The 18,657-nt window shown below is 53.8% G+C and carries 23 protein-coding genes; 15 read left to right on the forward strand and 8 right to left on the reverse strand.

Going from position 1 to position 18,657, the window contains the following annotated elements:
• The first annotated feature begins 7 nt into the window (after nucleotides 1-7).
• Genes ACGHM3_RS02435 through sstT form a run of 5 tightly spaced genes read left to right on the forward strand, consistent with a single transcriptional unit; the run spans nucleotide 8 to nucleotide 4,286 of the window.
• The gene (locus tag ACGHM3_RS02435; RefSeq protein ID WP_345419494.1) at nucleotides 8-841 is read left to right on the forward strand and encodes a GIN domain-containing protein; all 834 of its coding nucleotides are present in this window, start codon (nucleotides 8-10) and stop codon (nucleotides 839-841) included.
• A gap of 3 nt (nucleotides 842-844) precedes the next feature.
• Complete coding sequence (locus tag ACGHM3_RS02440) at nucleotides 845-1,216, forward strand: GntR family transcriptional regulator (protein ID WP_345419497.1); 372 nt, start codon at nucleotides 845-847, stop codon at nucleotides 1,214-1,216.
• The gene (locus ACGHM3_RS02445; RefSeq protein ID WP_345419500.1) at nucleotides 1,213-2,082 is read left to right on the forward strand and encodes an ABC transporter ATP-binding protein; all 870 of its coding nucleotides are present in this window, start codon (nucleotides 1,213-1,215) and stop codon (nucleotides 2,080-2,082) included. The genes ACGHM3_RS02440 and ACGHM3_RS02445 overlap by 4 nt, the downstream gene beginning before the upstream one ends.
• Nucleotides 2,082-3,047, forward strand: coding sequence for an ABC-2 transporter permease (locus tag ACGHM3_RS02450; protein ID WP_345420345.1), 966 nt, complete (start codon nucleotides 2,082-2,084; stop codon nucleotides 3,045-3,047). The genes ACGHM3_RS02445 and ACGHM3_RS02450 overlap by 1 nt, the downstream gene beginning before the upstream one ends.
• Nucleotides 3,048-3,080: 33 nt before the next feature.
• Entirely contained in the window at nucleotides 3,081-4,286 is a 1,206-nt protein-coding gene (sstT, locus tag ACGHM3_RS02455) for a serine/threonine transporter SstT (protein ID WP_390518215.1), read from the forward strand.
• Nucleotides 4,287-4,290: 4 nt separating this feature from the next.
• On the opposite strand, the gene ACGHM3_RS02460 is transcribed toward sstT, so the two are convergent.
• Complete coding sequence (locus tag ACGHM3_RS02460; RefSeq protein WP_345419504.1) at nucleotides 4,291-5,136, reverse strand: acyl-CoA thioesterase II; 846 nt, start codon at nucleotides 5,134-5,136, stop codon at nucleotides 4,291-4,293.
• A gap of 317 nt (nucleotides 5,137-5,453) precedes the next feature.
• Between ACGHM3_RS02460 and ACGHM3_RS02465 the strand changes: the two genes are divergently transcribed.
• Both ACGHM3_RS02465 and ACGHM3_RS02470 read left to right on the forward strand, forming a co-directional pair.
• On the forward strand, nucleotides 5,454-5,966 hold the full coding sequence (locus tag ACGHM3_RS02465; protein WP_345419507.1) for a TIGR00645 family protein: 513 nt from the start codon (nucleotides 5,454-5,456) through the stop codon (nucleotides 5,964-5,966).
• Nucleotides 5,967-6,103: 137 nt separating this feature from the next.
• Nucleotides 6,104-6,943, forward strand: coding sequence for a hypothetical protein (locus ACGHM3_RS02470; RefSeq protein ID WP_345419510.1), 840 nt, complete (start codon nucleotides 6,104-6,106; stop codon nucleotides 6,941-6,943).
• A gap of 169 nt (nucleotides 6,944-7,112) precedes the next feature.
• On the opposite strand, the gene pspF is transcribed toward ACGHM3_RS02470, so the two are convergent.
• On the reverse strand, nucleotides 7,113-8,183 hold the full coding sequence (gene pspF, locus ACGHM3_RS02475) for a phage shock protein operon transcriptional activator (RefSeq protein WP_345419513.1): 1,071 nt from the start codon (nucleotides 8,181-8,183) through the stop codon (nucleotides 7,113-7,115).
• 203 nt (nucleotides 8,184-8,386) lie between these two features.
• On the opposite strand from pspF, the gene pspA reads away from it, so the two are divergent.
• The 5 genes from pspA to ACGHM3_RS02500 all read left to right on the forward strand — a co-directional run bounded on the left by pspA (nucleotide 8,387) and on the right by ACGHM3_RS02500 (nucleotide 10,423).
• Nucleotides 8,387-9,058: a phage shock protein PspA gene (gene pspA, locus ACGHM3_RS02480; protein ID WP_345419516.1), complete on the forward strand. Its 672-nt coding sequence runs from the start codon at nucleotides 8,387-8,389 to the stop codon at nucleotides 9,056-9,058.
• 94 nt (nucleotides 9,059-9,152) lie between these two features.
• A complete protein-coding gene (gene pspB, locus ACGHM3_RS02485) occupies nucleotides 9,153-9,413 on the forward strand; it encodes an envelope stress response membrane protein PspB (protein WP_345419519.1) in 261 nt (86 codons plus the stop codon).
• The gene (gene pspC / locus ACGHM3_RS02490; protein WP_345419522.1) at nucleotides 9,403-9,873 is read left to right on the forward strand and encodes an envelope stress response membrane protein PspC; all 471 of its coding nucleotides are present in this window, start codon (nucleotides 9,403-9,405) and stop codon (nucleotides 9,871-9,873) included. The genes pspB and pspC overlap by 11 nt, the downstream gene beginning before the upstream one ends.
• A gap of 85 nt (nucleotides 9,874-9,958) precedes the next feature.
• The gene (locus ACGHM3_RS02495) at nucleotides 9,959-10,216 is read left to right on the forward strand and encodes a hypothetical protein (protein WP_345419525.1); all 258 of its coding nucleotides are present in this window, start codon (nucleotides 9,959-9,961) and stop codon (nucleotides 10,214-10,216) included.
• Nucleotides 10,217-10,231: 15 nt separating this feature from the next.
• Complete coding sequence (locus tag ACGHM3_RS02500; RefSeq protein WP_345419528.1) at nucleotides 10,232-10,423, forward strand: hypothetical protein; 192 nt, start codon at nucleotides 10,232-10,234, stop codon at nucleotides 10,421-10,423.
• Between the two features lie 83 nt (nucleotides 10,424-10,506).
• Here the strand turns inward: ACGHM3_RS02500 and ACGHM3_RS02505 are convergent, their stop codons facing one another.
• From ACGHM3_RS02505 to rsgA, 5 genes are all read right to left on the reverse strand, one after another.
• Nucleotides 10,507-12,228, reverse strand: a complete 1,722-nt coding sequence (locus tag ACGHM3_RS02505; RefSeq protein WP_345419531.1) for a dipeptidase — start codon at nucleotides 12,226-12,228, stop codon at nucleotides 10,507-10,509.
• A 108-nt stretch (nucleotides 12,229-12,336) separates the two neighbouring features.
• Nucleotides 12,337-12,585: a DUF1272 domain-containing protein gene (locus tag ACGHM3_RS02510; RefSeq protein WP_345419534.1), complete on the reverse strand. Its 249-nt coding sequence runs from the start codon at nucleotides 12,583-12,585 to the stop codon at nucleotides 12,337-12,339.
• A gap of 26 nt (nucleotides 12,586-12,611) precedes the next feature.
• On the reverse strand, nucleotides 12,612-13,472 hold the full coding sequence (asd, locus tag ACGHM3_RS02515; protein ID WP_345419536.1) for an archaetidylserine decarboxylase: 861 nt from the start codon (nucleotides 13,470-13,472) through the stop codon (nucleotides 12,612-12,614).
• A gap of 35 nt (nucleotides 13,473-13,507) precedes the next feature.
• Nucleotides 13,508-14,332 (reverse strand): rhodanese-like domain-containing protein, encoded by an 825-nt coding sequence (locus tag ACGHM3_RS02520; protein ID WP_345419539.1) that lies wholly within the window; start codon nucleotides 14,330-14,332, stop codon nucleotides 13,508-13,510.
• Nucleotides 14,333-14,416: 84 nt separating this feature from the next.
• Nucleotides 14,417-15,436: a small ribosomal subunit biogenesis GTPase RsgA gene (gene rsgA / locus ACGHM3_RS02525; protein ID WP_345419542.1), complete on the reverse strand. Its 1,020-nt coding sequence runs from the start codon at nucleotides 15,434-15,436 to the stop codon at nucleotides 14,417-14,419.
• Between the two features lie 100 nt (nucleotides 15,437-15,536).
• Here rsgA and orn point away from each other — a divergent pair, with 100 nt between their 5' ends.
• A complete protein-coding gene (orn, locus tag ACGHM3_RS02530; protein ID WP_345419546.1) occupies nucleotides 15,537-16,082 on the forward strand; it encodes an oligoribonuclease in 546 nt (181 codons plus the stop codon).
• 72 nt (nucleotides 16,083-16,154) lie between these two features.
• Here orn and ACGHM3_RS02535 read toward each other — a convergent pair whose 3' ends face one another.
• Nucleotides 16,155-16,580 carry a helix-turn-helix domain-containing protein gene (locus ACGHM3_RS02535; RefSeq protein ID WP_345419548.1) on the reverse strand — a complete coding sequence of 142 codons (426 nt, stop codon included), beginning with the start codon at nucleotides 16,578-16,580 and terminating at the stop codon, nucleotides 16,155-16,157.
• 148 nt (nucleotides 16,581-16,728) lie between these two features.
• Between ACGHM3_RS02535 and ACGHM3_RS02540 the strand changes: the two genes are divergently transcribed.
• A complete protein-coding gene (locus ACGHM3_RS02540) occupies nucleotides 16,729-17,379 on the forward strand; it encodes a glutathione S-transferase family protein (RefSeq protein ID WP_345419551.1) in 651 nt (216 codons plus the stop codon).
• Between the two features lie 70 nt (nucleotides 17,380-17,449).
• Nucleotides 17,450-18,586 carry a tRNA epoxyqueuosine(34) reductase QueG gene (queG, locus tag ACGHM3_RS02545; protein WP_345419554.1) on the forward strand — a complete coding sequence of 379 codons (1,137 nt, stop codon included), beginning with the start codon at nucleotides 17,450-17,452 and terminating at the stop codon, nucleotides 18,584-18,586.
• Nucleotides 18,587-18,657 lie beyond the last annotated feature (71 nt).

Consider the following 18,657-nt stretch of genomic DNA (forward strand, 5'->3'; position numbering starts at 1 on the left):
TCTTCTCATGTCTGCCGCTTCGTTCACCCGTATTTTTTGCCTGTGTGCCGGGTTGTTGTTAGTCGTCATTAGGGCCCCGATGATCCAGGCTGAAGACGAGCTGTACAGCAAAACCATTCCAGTTTCCGGGGTAACCGAGCTGGAGGTGCACCAGGGTTTTCGCGTGGTGATCAGCCAGGGAGAGGAAGAATACGTGCGCGCCGTGGCGCACCCCGATGCCCTGTCTCACATCGTGGCCGAGTTAACCGATAATCGCTTGCGTTTGGGCTCCAGCACCAATGCGCCCCTGCCTGTGTTGTTTGAAATTCAATTGCGCAACATCAACCGAATCAGCTTGATGGACGTGGCCGAGGCCAATATCGATCGCTTAGATGTGGACGATTTACGTTTGTCTGCCCAAGGCGCCGGTGAAATAGCACTTGGGGTTATTCATGCCCAGCAATTAGATCTCACTTTTATCGGTACTGGCGCAATTGCCAGCCGCAGTGTTGATGCCCGTCAGGCACAATTTCGCTTGGCTGGCTCCGGATCGATCTCCGTGGATAATCTCACCGTGGGTGAATTGGAGTTGGACTTATCGAGCAGTGCTGGTGTGCATTTGGTGTCTTCCGGTTCCATCGATTCTTCTAGTATTCATCTATCCGGCACGGGGATTTTTAACGCCGCCAACACGGTCACGCGCCAGGCTGAAATTGACATCGCCGGCTCCGCCAGTGCGCTGGTAAATGTTACCGAATCGCTGGATGTCAGTACCTCCGGTTCCGGTACTGTGACCTATTATGGCAATCCCAATTTAGATACTGGTATCTTTGGTTCCGGCCTGGTAGAGCAGGCGCTTTAATTCATGGCCATGCACGACAGCTGGAACGACCAGCAGCCGATTTACCGCCAGTTGCGCGATCGCGTGGCGGCATCGGTACTGGCTGGCGCGTTTAAAGAAGGTGAGTCAGTGCCTTCGGTTCGGCAGGTTTCCAGCGAAGCCAAAATTAATCACATAACCGTAAGCAAAGCTTATCAAGAGCTGGTGGATGAGGGCGTATTGGAAGTGCGCCGTGGCCGAGGAATGTTTGTGGTGGCTGGCGCCAAACAATTATTACTGGCCCAAGAAAAACAAAAATTTATTGAGCAAGAGCTGCCAGCCCTGGCGGCGCGTTTGCAGCAATTGGATATTGCTCCCAGCCAACTTCTCGACTTATTAAAGGACAGTTTGTCGTGACCGAACCCGTCATCAGCATCAATCAATTACAAAAACGCTATGGCCGAGATACGGTGGTGGATATACCTCAGTTGCAAGTGGAGGAGGGCAGCATTGTCGGCCTTATCGGCCCCAACGGAGCCGGTAAAACCAGCGCTTTACGATGCTTGTTGGGCTTGGCCAGTTATCAGGGCGAGGTGCGTGTGCTGGGTAAAGATCCTTACCATCAGCGCGCAGAATTAATGCAGAACGTTGCCTTTATTGCCGATACAGCGGTGCTGCCGGCCTGGATAACGGCGACGCAGTTGTTAGATTACATGGCCAGTGTGCATCCGAATTTTAATCGGCAAAAAGCCGAACGGTTTTTATCGGCCACCAACATCAAGGCCAACAGCAAAGTAAAAACGTTATCCAAGGGGATGACCACACAGTTGCATCTGGCCATGGTGATTGCCATTGAGGCCAAGGTGTTATTTTTAGACGAGCCGACACTGGGTTTGGATATTATTTATCGCCAGCGATTTTACGAGCAATTGCTGAACGACTACTTTGACGAAAGCCGTACCATTGTGATCACCACCCACCAAGTGGATGAAATTGAACACATTCTTACCCAACTGATTTTTATCAATCACGGCGAGATAGCCTTAAATGCCTCCTTGCACGATATAGCCGAGCGGTTTGTGGAACTGGATGTACTGCCAGAACACCTGGCCGCGGCCGAGGCGCTAAACCCTATTTATAGCCGAACCAACCTGGGCAATAAAACATTGATGTTTGAAAATATTCCCCAGCAGCAGCTCATACCCTTGGGAGTGGTGCGCACGCCCAGTATTGCTAATTTATTTGTTGCCAAGTTGGATCGCAGTGCGGGAGGTGCCGCGTGATGGTGAATAATGTGGCCACCCAATTGCGTCGCGAATATTGGGAAAACCGAACCTGGCTGTTTGTATTGCCGATTATTTTATCGGTGCTGCTCATTGTGTTGTCTTTGCTGTTGGCAAAGTACATCACGGCGCTGGGCGTGGGTGAGCGTGAGTTTTTGATTTTTCAGGGCGAAGAAAACCGAACCCAAATGCTGGATTTCAGTTTGGGCGCGCAACCGTTGAGCGAGGCCGACAACACAGGCGAGCCCGCGCAGCCGTTAACCGAAGAGCAACAATTCCATCGCGATTTAGAAACCAGCTTTGATGAAACGCCCTTGGCCATGCTAGCGGTTTATATTGCCAGTGCTTGGCTGGTGAGTTTTTTCTATTTTGCCGCCTGCTTGTATACGGATCGGCAGGACAACAGCATATTATTCTGGAAGTCACTGCCCGTCACCGAACATGAAAATGTGCTGGCCAAGTTGTTGTTTGGCGCCTTTGCCTTCACCGGTGCTGCGCTGGTGATTGGTTGGTTGTGTTGGTTGGTGATTGTGTTGGTAGCCTTGGTATCGCCGGGCGGTGAAATTTTGCTCAAAGACATGACCGTCGGCGGGGTGCTGAGTGCCGTATATATGGGGCCGCTGTTGATTGTGTTGGGTTTTATTCGCGGGTTGCCCATCATCGCTTTGCTGATGTTGTTGTCCGCCGTGGCCCGGCGATCGCCATTAATGATGGCCGTGGTGATTGTGGCCGTGGTGCTGTTGGCGGAAAAACTGCTGTTTTCCACGGCCTTTGTCTATCAATGGCTAACCTGGCACCTGCCGCTGTTGCCGCTAGACACCGAAGTGGCAGAGGGTGGGTCGCTGCTGTTTTATCATGTGAAGGATCTGTTTTCTCAGCCGTTGATGTTAATCTCCGGTATTGTGATCGGCATTGCGGCTTTGGTCGCCGCGATCTGGTGCCGAGAACACCGTTTTGAGATTTAACATGAGTTGCTAAGCCGACTCGTGGTTGACGAGTTGGAGAACACAGTGTCGCAGTTTTTGTCCGAGCGCTTTTTGGTGGCTCAAATCGCGTTGGGAATCATCTTAGGGGTGGCTTTGGCCGTCATTTGGCCGAGCTTGGCGGTGCATACCGAGTTATTCGGCTCGCTGTTTGTTGCAGCGCTAAAAGCGGCGGCGCCGTTGCTGGTGTTTGTGCTGGTGATGGATGCCGTTGCCAACCACAATCGGGCCGGTGACGCCCGTTTCTCGCCTATCATCTGGCTTTACCTGGCCGGTACCATGAGCGCTGCCTTGGTAGCCTTGCTGGTCAGCCGCATGTGGCCGCCGGAAATAACCCTGCTGACATCCAGCACCGATTTAACACCGCCCCAGGGCTTGTCCTCGGTTATTTCTGGCCTGGCTTTGAAGGTGGTGGATAACCCCATCAAGGCTCTAGTGTCGGGTAATTTTATCGGTGTACTGGCCTGGGCTGCGGCCCTGGGCTTTGCTCTGCGCGGAGTGGCGTCGTCGACGCTTACCGCACTCAGTGATGTGTCCGCGGCCATGACGCAATTAGTGCGTTATATTATTCGCCTGGCACCCATTGGTATTTTTGGCCTAGTGGCAGCCACCACCGCCAAAACCGGTGCGGCGGCGTTGCTGCAGTACGGCCATCTTATCGGTCTGTTGCTGCTGTGTATGGTTACCGTTGCACTGGTGGTTAACCCGATACTGGTGTTTGCCTTGACGCGATCCAATCCTTATCCGTTGGTGTTAACCGCGCTGCGCGAAAGTGGTGTTACGGCGTTCTTTACTCGGTCATCGGCGGCCAATATTCCGGTGAACCTGAATCTGTGTAAACGCCTGGAGCTCAACCCAGATATCTACAGCGTGTCCATCCCACTGGGGGCGGCGGTGAATATGGCCGGTGCTGCCATCACTATTACCGTGATGACCATGGCGGCGGTAAATACCCTGGGTATAGAAGTATCCCTAGCCACGGCACTGTTGCTGTGCATCACCGCCAGTTTGTCGGCCGGTGGCGCGGCTGGCGTGGCTGGCGGTTCGCTATTGTTGATTCCCCTGGCTTGTAACCTGTTCGGAATCAGCGGTGATGTGGCCATGCAGGTGGTGGCGGTGGGCTTTGTTATTGGCGTGGTTCAGGATTCCGCAGAAACGGCCCTAAACAGTTCCACCGATGTGGTATTTACCGCCGCTGTTAGTCGGTCTTTTGGTGAGTGAGTGCTTACTCAGGCTTCACTCTAACCATCCCTTCTTGGGCCGTGGAGGCGATAAGGTTGCCTTCACGGTCGTAGATACGGCCAAAATTTAAGCCTCGGCCATTGCCCGCCCACGGGCTGTACACCTCGTACAGGATCCACTCATCCATGCGGAACGGGCGGTGAAACCACATGCTGTGGTCAATGGTGGCGCTGCGTAGGTTGGGAGAGATAAAACTGACGCCGTGCGGACGCAGGGAGGTGGCCAGCAGGTGGGTGTCCGAGGCGAAGGCCAGCAGCTGTTGGTGCACCGCCAGTTCATCGGGTACCTCGCCGTCGGCTCTGATCCAAATGGCGTTGCGTGGCTCGCTGACTGGGTTCTCCTGGCTCCAAATCGGGTTGGTTTGCCGGTATTCCAGGGGCCAATTGGCCAACTTTATGGGCAGGTTGGGGATAGATTCGAACAGTTCCCGGTCCGATTTTAAGCCCTCTGGCCCCGGCGGAAAGGTGGTTTGGTGCTGGTGGCTCAAGCCTTCTTCTTCGGGCTGAAAAGAGCATTGGCAGCTGTAAATGGCGTGGCCATGTTGGCGCGCGGTGACGCGGCGCGATAAAAAGCTGCGGCCATCGCGGATGTTTTCCACATCGTAGATCACAGCCCGCCCGGCCTCACCTGCGCGCATAAAATAGGAATGGAACGAGTGCAGATGGTAGCCTGGTGCTACGGTATATTGCGCAGCACTGATCGATTGCGACATCACTTCGCCGCCGAATAAACGCTCGGTGGCCTTCCAGGTGTCAAAGCCGCGGAATAGGTTGTCGTCCAGCCGTTCTAGGCGGTTGGCTGCCAGTAGGAGTGTGAGTGATTCGGACATGCATTCCTCTATCGTTGCTGCTTTAGGATGACTACTGATGTGCGCCTAGCAAAGGGTGTTGCGAAGGCGCTAATATAGCGGCCATTGTGGTTACGGCGTAAGCTCAAAGGTCTGCCTTAACCGGCTGCCGTTTTGAACTGTTGAGACTCAAAAGGCTATTTTTTATTCCATACAAATTCAATGACTTAAGTGATTAAATTTGAAGGTTGGCTTGGGGCGGGGTAGCGCATGGGCCGAAAATTCGCGGATGTCTGATCATGAAGATAATCAATCAGTAAAGCACACCTTGAAGTTATTATGGAGTTAGGTCGCTGTTTATGAAAGCGTTGGAGTTGTTTCTAGAGTCAGTTATTTTCCGCAGTCGCTGGTTGTTAGCGCCGTTTTTCTTAGGCCTGATCGCGGCCACTGTGGCGTTGATGTTGAAGTTTTTCAAAGAGCTTGCTCATCTGTTGATGGATTTGTTCGCTATGACCGGGCCGGATGTGATCGTCTCCATTTTGTCGCTGGTGGATACCACTCTTATCGCGGTGCTGCTGTTCATCATTATTCTTAGCGGTTACGAGAGTTTTGTATCTAAAATTGACTTCCAAGGCCATGAAGACCGCCCGGCGTGGATGGGGAAGGTGGGTTTCTCTGAGCTAAAATTAAAGCTCATCGGCGCCATAGTGGCCATTTCCGGTGTTGAACTGCTCAAGGTATTTATTCAAATGGATAGGTATGATTGGGTGGATATTGGCTGGAAGATCGGCATTCATATGACGTTTGTTATATCCGGTGTACTATTTGCACTGACCGACTTCATCAACTCCCGCAAGGGAGGTGACCACTAGGTTGTTATAAATAGGGGCAGGCCGGCGAATAGCGCTGGTAAGATTTCAGGCAAGGAGCCGATCAGCCCCGTACAAAGCACACAGAGAACGCAAGAAACATGATCAAACCACTCCATAACAGACTCTGGGCGGCGCTTGTGGGTAAGTCACGCCTGTCTATTCTGGCGGCCAGCGGTGCGCTGGCGGCTGCGTTGGTGGGCTGTTCTGGCGGTATTATCCCCAACTATCAGTATTACCAGGACCTTTCGGTGGAAGAAATAGCCGCCGATTTTAAATACTACTCCAAAGACGAAGAAGACATCTGGCTGTCCGCGCCCTGGATGGTAGAGCTGGTGGGCTGGCTCAACGAGCACCAAATTGTCGATAACCAAGCGCAAAAGCTCAGTGCCGATTACGATCCACAAGACCGCCGCCTTAATTTGCATGCCCAAGTGGAGTACGCCTACACGGTTGGGGCTAAAAAGGTCTTTGAGCCCGCTGTATTCGACCGGGTGCGGGTGAATGACGGCGCCTTGCTGCAGGTAAATCCGGCTCCGGTGGATGTCGATTGCGACGAAAACGAGTGCACTTACAGCCAAAAAGTGGTGGTGCCGTTGACCGTGGCAGAAGTAGTGGGGAGCCGTTACACCGGGTTAACCATTCAGCTGATAGACCCAGGCAAGCCCGCCATGACCTTTCGCATGCCAGAAACCTATGTGCGCGCTTTCAGTGAGCAGGTGGGTAAAAAGCTGGGTGAGAACTATATGGATTACGATCGAGTGGTGGATGCCAATGCCCGGTTGGACAACACCTTTGGCCGAGATCAGCTCACCGTGGAAGATATGGCTCGTGAGTGGCAGTGTGACCGCACTACCGTGCAAGCGTTGGAGCTCAACGGCCCGCAGTCGTTATTCCAGGTGGAGTGTGGCGATGACAGCTATCGCTTGGTGCGCTGCGAGTGGGGTGAGTGTACGGCCGAGGGGCCTGAGGTTCAGTAGCCGCATGCTAGGCGTGTTTTACCCGGCAGGGTAGGGTTGCCGGGCATCGAGCTAATTAGAGCGCGTCTTGCCGGCGCCGCACCCCCCTTTCTTTTTCGTCGCTCTCGGTTTTATCTCCTAGGCTTTTTCTTTCTTATCGTATCTTTGGTTAAAAAGCGCCAAAGTGGTTCTATTTTGCACTGATCTTCAGCTTTCTTAACAGCGCTCGCAGTTGGTCATAGCTTAGCCCCAGATGAGCTGCGGTTCTGCCCTGGTGGTGGTCGCAGGCGGCCAAAGCCTGCTGCAGCTGGGTTCTTTCCCAGTGCGCTCTTGCCTGTTTAAAGTCCAGTGGCTCGCTGCTTGTTTGTTGTTCTGGAGGTTGTTTTGTTGGTGATCGGCTTGTTTGTGAATGTTGCGCCGTAATTGACTCTGTTGCGGGGCTGTCTTGATCTTGGTGCTCTGTCCAGGGAGAGGCTGCCCAGGGTGGTGTAAATGGGTCTATCACCAATTGCGCGATGGGGTCTGCTTGCGCGCCACTGCGAAACAGCGAGCGCTCCACCACATTTTTCAATTCTCGAACATTTCCGGGCCAGCTGTGCTGCAAAATTTGTTGTTGGGCTCGCTCGGCAAAGCCCGGGAAATAATCCCACCCAAGGCCGCCGATAAACGCCACGGCAAAATGCTCCGCCAGTAGCAGGGCATCGCTGTCGCGCAGGCGCAGGGGTGGCATGTGCACCACATCGAAGGCCAACCTATCTAGCAGGTCGTGCCTGAAGTCACCCGCCGCCGCCATAGTGGCCAAATCGCCGTGGGTAGCGGCCACCACTCGAGCCTGAGTAACTAGGGTTTTTTGCCCGCCTAGGCGCTCAAACTCTCCGTATTCCAACACGCGCAATAGCTTTTCTTGGGTGCGTAACGATAGCGTAGCAACTTCATCCAAAAACAAGGTGCCCGCCGCCACTCGTTCAAAATAGCCAGTTTGGGCTTTGGTGGCGCCGGTAAAAGCACCGGCTTCATGGCCGAAAAGTGCCGATTCCACCAAGCTTTCGGTGAGGGCGGCGCAGTTAAGCTTAATAAACGGCTCATCCCAGCGAGGCGATAAAAAGTGCAGTCGGTGAGCGAGTAGCTCCTTGCCGCTGCCGCGCTCACCCAGGATCAGCACTGGCCGGTCTAGGTGGGCCAGCTGGGAGGCGTGGTCTAGGGCGTTCAGGTACAAACGGCTTTCACCAATGGCGTTTCGGTTCGCGTTTTTCTCGGCCATAATAACCAATAAATTAACCAGTATTTGGCATATTAAGCCAAATGTTGGCGTTGTCGGGCAACTTAATTTTAGAGAAAATGTTAAAAATATAATAAAAACAATATGTTACGAATTCTGGCACGGCCCGTGTAATAGCTATAGGTGTAAGCAACAACGACATTCCGTGATGCCTGCATCACCCTTAAGAGTTAGGAGAGAAGAACATGGGCATATTTTCACGCTTTAGTGACATCGTCCAAGCCAACATCAATGCCATGCTAGACCATGCGGAAGATCCGGAAAAAATGATCCGTATGATGATTTCCGAAATGGAAGAGACTCTGATAGAAGTGCGCACTACCAGTGCGCGCATCATCGCCGATAAAAAAACCGCTGAACGCCACCTGGACCGTGTGCAAAAAGACCTGGATGAGTGGGAGCGAAAAGCGAAACTGGCCATTGCCAAGGGGCGTGAAGATCTCGCCCGTGCCGCCTTGCTTGAAAAACAATTGGTGGCGGAAGAGAGTGCAACCATCGCCGGAGAGTTGGCTAACTTGGACGAGCATTTGTCGAAATTAGACGAAGAAATCAACCAGCTCCAAGCCAAGCTTACCGACGCCAAGGCCAAAGAAAATACCTTAAAAATGCGACAGCAAACCACCAGTGCCAGGCTGAAAACCAAGCGCCAAACCGAGCGAGCCAACATCGAAGATGCCTTCGCCAAGTTTGAACGATTTGAGCAGCGCATGGATTATTTTGAAGGCGAAGTCGAGGCCATGGATCTGGGTAAGGAAAAGCAAACCGGCTTAAAGCAGCAGTTCGCCGATCTAGAAAACGACGATAAACTTAACGCCGAGCTAGAGCGTCTTAAAAAGGATATGCAAGCCGGCGCCTGATTCCCGCAGTGGCACAGGGAAGTGCTTAGAAGGGAAATGCTAGAAAACGAAGTTAGGCGCACCGTTTACACCACACAATTAAAGGAATCCTGTAATGTCATTTTTCAGTTTTTTATACACGCCAGCTATTTTATTTATGGTGATCGTTGCGCCACTTTGGATCATCTTGCACTACAAAAGTAAAAAACGTTCTGAGGCAGGCCTGAGTGAGCACGAGCGCCAACAGCTGGAAGATTTATTGGTTAAGCTCGATAAAATGTCAGAACGCGTTGAAACCCTAGAAGAAATTTTGGACAGCCGCCACGGCAAATGGCGCAGATCCACCGAAGAGGAGCGTTATCAGAATGGCCGCTAATAAACACAAATTTAACGAGAACTATCGGGGCTGGACGGCAAACAAAAAGAGCGGTTACAACCGCAACCTGTTTCGCAACAAGCGAGATGGCAAAATCTCAGGTGTGTGTGCAGGCTTAGCCGATCACCTGTGTATTGATCACTGGATTGTGCGCATCGTTTTTATTGCCATGATCTTTGTAGTTGGGCCGGTCATGATTTGGGCCTATATCGCAGGCATTATTTTGTTATCCAAACGCCCGGTGGAATTTGAACCTAACGTTGAATACGACGAAGACCGAAAGCGCTACCGAGAAAAAACCATTTTTAAGCACAGTAAACCAGCACCCGAAAGGTTGCGCCTGGCGCGGGAAAAAATGGATAAAACCTTGTCCCGGATAGAATCCATGGAGCGCTACGTCACTTCCTCGCGCTACGACCTGGACCGGCAATTTGCCGATTTAGAAAAAGGCGGTAACTGACCGCCGTTGTAATAATGAAAGATTTAACAAGTAACGTTAATCACTAAGCACCATAACTAAAAAGCTAATTAAAAAGGACACCACCATGAAACCCACGTTTGTTTGCCTACTGTGTTTGGCGTTGGCAGGCCCTGTTAGCCTGGGCAGTGCCAGCGAAGTAAAGAAGGTGAGCATTGGCCCAGCGGCAGGTATCGCGCAGCCCGCGGTTGAACAGATGGAGACATTACACGTTGATCAACCGGTACTGCAGCACGCGGTGAAACCGAAAGTAACCAATAATCACATTAAGTTGGATCGCGGTCTAACCCAGGGGTTGGGCTTCGGTTTTAATTTGGTACTCTAGGCGAGGATGATAACCATGACCGCCGCAGAAATTGGTATCGCGTTTGTGTTGTTGGCTGTGGCGGTGGGAAATTGCGGCTGCGCCGGTCAGCGCAGTGGTTTACAGTTCGATCTGGGCTTGTTGTCTGTCACCGTGCACCGAGCAGCCTTGGCAGACGTAGACGATGCTCGGCAGCAAAACAACCCAATCCGATTTATCATACAGTAACTGTTGGTTTCAACGCTTGGTGAACGCCCTGAAACGGCGAAGATGCCGTTTCAATGACTTTCCGCTCTATCAATTCCTCTCTATCAATTAAGTTCTGGCAGTTGCCCCACTTTCACCAACATCTCTGTTACTACCTGCAAATCCAGTAGGAACTGATCCACGGTTTTAAATTCATTGGCGTTGTGGCCGGTATATTTAACGCCGGGCATGGACAAACCGAACTGCACGCCGTTGGGTAAGTTGTGTACCGAGGTTGCGCCAGAAGAAGCAGCGAACTCTCTTGGTAGACCAAGGTTGGCGCTGGCAACGTCCAGCAGTGCATTCACCCAGGCGCCTTTGGGGTTGCGGTACATGGGTTCGGCAATGGTAATGTCTAAATCAAAATTAACCCGGGTGGATCGCTTCCAATCTTGCAGTTTTTGTTCAATTTCTTGTTTAAGTTGGGCGGTGGGCTTGCCTTCGGGCACCCGCAAATTAACCGCCAATTGCAGGCGTTCATGGTTTAAATTAACCAGAGTAATAGCGCTGGTCAGCGGCCCCATAAACGGATGGCTAAAGTCGACGCCGAGCTTCTCTGCGTAGAAATTTAAGCCCCAGTTTTGCGCGGCGTAGTGGGCTGCAGCAGTGATGTGGTTTTGCTGTGCGCCGCCGCGTTGGTTGATTAAATCAATAAATAATAGTAACCGTGCTACCGGGTTTACACCGGAGGCTGGATCGGAAGAGTGGGCCGAAACGCCGGTTACTGTAATCAGCAACTGCTCGTTTTGCTCGGTTACATCGATGCTGAAATTGCCGCCGTGCTCCAGCACAAACTGCTGGGCTGCCCCGCGCAGCATGGCCGCCGAGTTTTCCAAATCAGGGCTATTAACCAGTGCCGTGGCGACCTTTGGAATTTGGTTGGATGCCAAGCCACCGGTGAGGCCGACAAACTCCAACCCCAGTCCTTGGCCACTGCGCACCGGAAACTCTGTCATGACTACGCCATAGCCTTTTTCGGCAATCACCACGGGGTAACCGCCGTCCATGGCTAGGTTGTATTCCGGCGTTGGATTGCGCTCAAAATAGTAGGCAATGGCGCCGCCGGAGGTTTCCTCCGTGGTGTCTACCAGCAACTTGAAGGTGCGTTGTAGAGGCAGGTTTTCTTCCAGAATAACGCGCATGCCGTAGAGCGTAACCACAATGCCGTTTTTATCGTCCTCGGTGCCGCGGCCATACATTTTGTTGCCGATTTTGGTGACTTTAAACGGGTCCAGTTTGGTGCCGTTATCCAGTACCCAGTTGGCCGGGTTCACGGGTACCACGTCGGCGTGGGCGTGTACGCCAATCAGCTCATCTGTGGCGCCGGGCAGGGTAATCTCGTATACGCGGTCGTCAATGTTGCGAAACGCCAGCCCAAAGGCTTCGGCCTTGGCTTGGATGGCCGCCGCCATTTTTTTAAATTCGGGGTTCTCGTGCTGGGGTACACCGTCCTGACGATAGGTGGGAATGGCTACCCATTGTTCCAGTGTCGCCATGGCTTCGTCACCGTATTTAGCCACGCTATAGCGGCCCAGTTGGTGCTGCACCACGTTTTGTTGTTCTGGGGTTAGGCTCTCGTCGGCCAAAAATCGTTTGATGGCTTTTTTTTCGCTGCGCGGTAGCGATTTGCTCTGTTGGGCAAGGTAGGCCTTAAAGCTGTCTGTATTAGGGCCTTGCCAGGCACATCCGGCCAGTACCAGCGCTGCAATGGCAAAAAAAGGTACTAGCAAATGGTGCGCTCGGTGTTTGAGTGAGGGCTCGGAAGATGGTGCGAAAGAGCGAGTCATAGTTTTTCTCTTGGCAGTAATTGTAGGGATAGCCCGCGCAGCCTACGGGTAGGCGGCTTAAATTTGGCTGAATGTTTAAAACGAGTGGCGCCGGTTAGGCCTCAAGATTCACTTGGCGTTGGCGCAGCCGTGGCTATTGAGCACCCGCTGCTGGCTGGGTGGGTTGTTCGCCAGCAGCGCATCCGGGCGAATGGGGCGGGGTACCAGATTGCCGCCGCAGTTGGGGCAGGCGTGTTGCAGGGCGTGCTCGGCGCATTGGGCGCAAAAGGTGCACTCAAACGAGCAAATGCGCGCGTCGGTGGCGTGTGGTGGAAGGTCTTTATCACAGCATTCGCAGTTGGGTCTTAGGGCTAGCATGGCGGTTCTCCTAAGTGGGTTGGGCTTTACGGTGTAAGCAGGCCCACGCTTTGGCCCATGCGTACCGGGCTGCCGGCGCTTAGGCTGGGTTCGAATTCGGCGGCGCCAGGGGGCAACAGCATCACCACGGTGGAGCCCAGCTTAAAGCGGCCCATTTCTTCGCCACGGGCAAATGCCAAGGGCTGGGCAGCGGCGTAGTTCCAACGTTTAATTTGGCCTTTCTCCGGGGTGACCAAACCGGCCCACACGGTTTCGATGCTGGCCACAATCATGGCGCCCACCAATACCATGGCCATGGGGCCAAACTCCGTTTCAAACAGACACACCACACGCTCATTGCGGGCAAACAGGCGCGGCACGTTTTCGGCGGTGGCTTGGTTAACGGAGAATAAATCCCCTGGTACGTGGATCATTTGCTGCAGGGTGCCGGCCACGGGCATGTGCACGCGGTGGTAGTCCCTGGGTGATAAATACACCGTGGCAAAGAGACCATCGGTAAACGGCTTGGCCAAGGCTGGGTCACCGCCGAGCAGTTCCAAGGCGCTGTAACGGTGGTGCTTGGCCTGGAATATCTGCCCGGCTTTGATTGGCCCCATTTCACTGATGGCGCCATCGGCGGGGCAGAGTAACGCTTGTGGGTTCTCATCCAGCGGGCGGGCGTTGGCGTTTAACGCGCGGGTAAAAAAATCGTTAAAACAGCTAAAGTCTTCCGCGTTGCTTCTTTCCGCCTCGCTCATATCCACTTGGTACTGTTTGATAAACGCATTAATCAGCGGGTTTTTAATGGTGTCGATTTGCGTTTCTGCCAGCCAGCCGGCCGCGCGGGAAAGCCCTGTTTGCGGCAGTAAATATTGCAGTTTGGCGAACAGTCGATCTTTGGTGGACATGCGGTGGTCTCAATTGGCTGTGATTAATAAGGTGTTTAGGGAGCATCGATGGGGGTGTTTGGATCATTACCCCAGTCGCCCCAAGAACCGTCGTAGCCGCGGATGTTAAAGCCTAATGACTTGCCCGCTAGGTAGGTCAGTGATGAGCGACGGTGGGCTTGGCAGTGGGTAACAATGCGTTGGTGTTCGGTGAGTCCGTGTTTGGCTAAATACTCTTTGGCGTCTTTGCGTATGCGCAGGTTTTGGCCTGGATCCAGCAGATTGGTCCACTCGACATTAATCGCATCGGGAATGTGGCCGCCGCGTAGGGCTTGCACGTTCTCACCGCGGTATTCGGTTGGGTTGCGCGCATCCCACACAGCAAAATCGCTTTGGCCCAGCTCGGCCAAGATGTCGTCCTTGGTGGCGCGTGCGGCAAAGTCCCACTGATATTGGTTGCGCGTTGGCTGCGGTTGGTTGGGCTCAGTTTGCAACGGTAATCCGTCGCCGGCCCAAGCGTGCAAACCGCCGTTGAGGTAGCTCATGTGGGGGTGTTTGATTAAGTCCAAGGTCCACAACAGGCGCCCGGCGTGGCCGCCGCCATCATCATCGTAAACCACCACGTGACTCTGCGGCGTTATGCCCAGGTGGTCGATGACTTTCTCTAGTTGATCAGTGTTGGCCATTGTTCCTGGTGCTGGCGGCGCGCCGCTGACCAGCCAAGCATAGGGCAGGTGAATCGCGCCGGGCACATGGCCCCGGGCGTAGTTTTCGGCGGAGCCAACGTCAATGATGATCAGCTCCGGCGCAACTGCGCCGTGTTCAATTTGTTGGTAGAGCACAGCGGGCTCAGCCAAATACGGGAGTTTGAGGGTGCTCATAATACGGCCCAGATAATTCGTGGGTAGAAATGGCAACCATAAATGGCCGGGCGCAGACTGTAAATAAGACCCAGCTAAAATTGGCTAAAGACTGTGGATAATATGCCGGTAACTGGCCAGTCGCTGGGCGCCGATGGTGCCTTGCTCGGCGGCGGCCAATACCGCGCAGCCGGGTTCGCTCTGGTGGCGGCAATCGCGGAATTTGCACAGGCCGGTGAGCGCTGCCAGTTCGGGAAAGCCAGCAAACACTTCCTCCGGGCTCATGTGCCACAGACCAAATTCGCGGATCCCGGGCGAGTCGATTAAATCGCCGCCGGCTGGGAAGTGAAATAACTGGGCGGTGGTTGTGGTATGGGTACCCTTTTGAGTGGCCTCGGACAGTGCCCCCACTTTCAAATCAACACCGGGTAAAAGTTGGTTGATTAACGAGGATTTACCCACGCCGGATTGGCCCACGAAAACGCTGATGTGGCCCGCTAGGGCTTGTTGCAGTTCCGTCATGCCCTGCTGGGTCTTGGTGGATACCTGCACCTGGGAGTACTCCAGTCCGCGGTAAATGCCCAGTAGGTTTGTGATATCCACTTGGTTGGTGTCATCGATACGATCGACTTTGTTAAGTAGTAGTAACACAGGAATGGACAGGGCACTGGCGGCCACTAGATAGCGATCAATTAAGTTGCCGTGGGGCTCCGGGTAGGGCGCAAACACCACCACAATTTGATCGATATTGGCCGCCACTGGGCGGGTGTTGCCGTGCGCGTCTGGCCGGGATAATTCGCTGCTGCGCTCCAACCGGGCCACCACGACACCGGTATTGGTTTCTTTATGGTGACGCCAAACCACGCGGTCGCCGGTGACCAGGGAGCCCAAGTTGGCGCGCAGATGGCACCGAATGCGCTGGCTGCGGGTGCGGTCGTCTGCGGCCACCAATTCAACCTGGGTGCCAAAATGTGCGGTAACCAAACCCTGCTGCTCGGGGCCCAGCTCGTTGTCATCCAGCAACTGATTGGCCTGGCTGTCTTTTTTGGCTGCACGTTCGGCGCGTTCCTGTTGAATTTTTTCCACTCGCCAGGCCTGGCGTCGGGATAATTTACGACCAGCCATTAGCGCTTGTGTCCGCCCATGGGTTTTCCTTTCAGGTATTAGGGTAAGCTACAATGTTGGCAGGCATTTTAAATAGGCAGCACCAATAAAGGAAACGCAAATGACGATAAACGATAACAACCTGATCTGGATCGATCTGGAAATGACTGGCCTGGACCCAGATGCCGACGTGATTATCGAGATTGCCACCATCGTCACCGATGCTGATCTAAACCCTTTGGCGGAAGGGCCGGTGTTTGCCATCCAGCAGCCTAAGGCGGTGATGGACGCCATGGATGAGTGGAACACTCGCCAGCATGGCGGCTCCGGTTTGACTGAGCGAGTGCTCAACAGCAGCACAACCCTGGCCGAGGCCGAACAGGCCACCATCGAGTTTTTAAGCCAGTGGGTGGGCCAGGGTAAGTCGCCCATGTGTGGCAATTCCATCTGCCAGGATCGCCGTTTTCTCGTGCGCGGCATGCCCGACCTGGAGTGCTATTTTCACTACCGCAATTTAGACGTAAGCACCCTAAAAGAGCTGGCCCGCCGCTGGGCACCGGAGGTATTGGCCGGCGTTACCAAAAACGGCAGCCACCTGGCGCTGGATGACATTCGCGACTCCATCGCCGAGCTACAACACTACCGCCGCGAGTTCATCAAAGCCTAACCATCCCTAAAAAATCAATGGGGTCAGAGCGATTGATCGCGATCAATCGCTCTGACCCCATTGATTATAGCGCTATAAAGGCAGCTCTATGACTGGCTGCCGCGCTGCCACCATGGCGAGTAATTTCTCTCGGTTATTGACGGCCAAATCGTAGACCGCCGCCGGCATCCTTACGCCGTCGAAGGTGGCGCAGCACCATAGACCAAATTCAATCAGGGTGGGTGCCAGTTTTAGTCCGGCTTCGGTTAACTGGTAACGATACTTTTTGCCATGGCTGGGATGCTGGCTTTTGTCTATCACGCCGGCGGTTTGCAACCGCTCCAGGCGGTCACTCAATATGTTGGTGGAAATGCCCTCACCGGCGTGCAGTAGGTGGCCAAATTCGCAGCGATTGGTAAACAGCAAATCACGAACAATCAACAACGACCAGCGATCACCGAGGATCTCTAAGCCATTGGCAATGGCACAGGGCGAACGCTTGATTGGTATCTGTGCCATGGACAATTCCTGAGCTACTTGCAATTTAAAAGTATAACACGTACGGTTTGCTGGGTTGTGCTTGCAAAATGCAACTAACTTTTCAGCTCTCCGCTTTTGGTCTCTTGTTTCATTAACACTAACAGTCAACTTCACATAGGCCCACACCATGAAGATCTACAGCTTTGCCACGTTTAACCTCACCAAGCTGCTGTACACCGCCCAGGAAGTGGGGCAAACGTACGAGCTAGTGCTCTATTCACCGGAAAAAATGCAGCACAAGAGTCCAGAGCACCTGGCTCGCCACCCCTTGGGTAAGGTGCCTGCGGTTGAGTACAACGGCCAAACGCTATTCGAGAGTAACGCCATTTGCCGGCTGATGGCCGAACTGAACGATAATAAATTGTATGGCAGCAGCCCCATGGCGCGGGCCAAGGTCAATCAGTGGGTGGATTTTATTACTCTGCACTACCTGCGACCGCTCTCTACTTTTGCCTGGGAAGAGGGCATTCGCGTGCATTATTTTGGCCAGAAGACAGATCAGCAGGCCTGCCAAGCGGCGCAAAAAGAGCTGGATGAATTGCTGCCGGTGCTGGATCGCCAAATCGGCGACAATGCCTTTTTTCTGGGGAATGATATCTCCCTGGCAGACACCGTCGGCTTCGCACTGCTGCAAATCGAGAGCTTCACCAGCTTGGATATCTCCGCTAATTTAAATTTACAGCGCTGGTACCAAGCCATGGCCCAGCGGCCATCGGTGCAGAAGGCTCTTGAACAATTGCCCGGGCGCGGTATATTCAGCTTTACGGCCAAATCTTAAACGCGCTTCTAGCCGGCGACGGCGATTGCTACACTAGGCGGCGTTAATCAGCAGCAGCGCCGTTCTCACCATGCCTACCATCGCCTCAGACGCCACGCCCCTAAGCGAGCTACAACAACTGCGTAATCAGTTGGACGGCTTCGCCCGTGACCAGGGCTTTCAGGCGGTGGGGGTGGCTGATTGTGACCTTGAGCCAGAGCGCCAGCGTTTTCAGCAATGGCTGGCCAAGGGTTACCAGGGCGAAATGCAGTGGCTGGTGGAGAACCTAGAAAAGCGCTTGGATCCAAGCCAGCTGCACCCAGGCACAGTTCGGGTGATTTCCCTGCGCATGAACTATTTGCCGGAAGACACCGATCAGATAAAAGTGCTTAAATCTCCAGATAAAGCCTATATCTCACGCTACACCCTGGGTCGTGATTACCACAAATTGATTCGCAAGCGCCTGTCGTTGATTGCCAAACAGCTGCAGCAGTCGGCGGTGACTCTGGGTTTGGCCGAGCCCAATCAGCGGGCTTTTGTGGACAGCGCACCGGTGCTGGAGCGGCCCCTGGCTGAAAAGGCCGGCCTGGGTTGGGTGGGCAAACACACATTGGTAATCAACCGAGAGGCCGGGTCATGGTTTTTCTTGGGTGAAATCCTAACCAGCCTGCCTCTGCCGATTAACACCGGCCAAGCCGAAAACCGCTGTGGTGAGTGCATCAACTGCCTCAAAGTGTGCCCCACCGATGCTTTCGTCGCGCCCTATCAATTGGATGCCCGGCGCTGTATTTCTTACCTGACCATTGAGCACAAAGGCCCCATTCCAGAGCCCCTGCGTGAGGCCATGGGCAACCGCATTTTTGGCTGCGACGATTGCCAAGCCATCTGCCCCTGGAACAAATTTGCCCATCACAGCCAAGAGACCGACTTCCAACCACGTCACGGGCTAGACCACCAAGCGCTGGTGACGCTGTTTATGTGGAGTGAAGATGAATTCCTCACCCGCACCGAAGGCTCTGCTATCCGCCGGGCCGGCTACGAGCGCTGGCTGCGCAACATTGCTGTGGCCCTAGGCAATGCTCCCAGTAGCGCTGAGATTATCCACGCTCTGCGGGCACGTCTGGCGTTTCCTTCGGAGCTGGTGCGTGAGCATATCCAGTGGGCGTTGGTTCGCCAGTGTAGTCCTGGCAAGCGCAGGCGCAAGGTGGCAGGGCACAAGTGGGTGTAGGGGTTTCCCCCGTCAAGAGAAAGTAGTTAGAGAAAGTAATTAAAGACGCAGATAATTAGTGGCCCACTGGT

The sequence above is a fragment of the Halioxenophilus aromaticivorans genome, assembly GCF_042850945.1.
In the GTDB taxonomy this organism is placed as follows: Bacteria; Pseudomonadota; Gammaproteobacteria; order Pseudomonadales; family Cellvibrionaceae; genus Halioxenophilus; species Halioxenophilus aromaticivorans.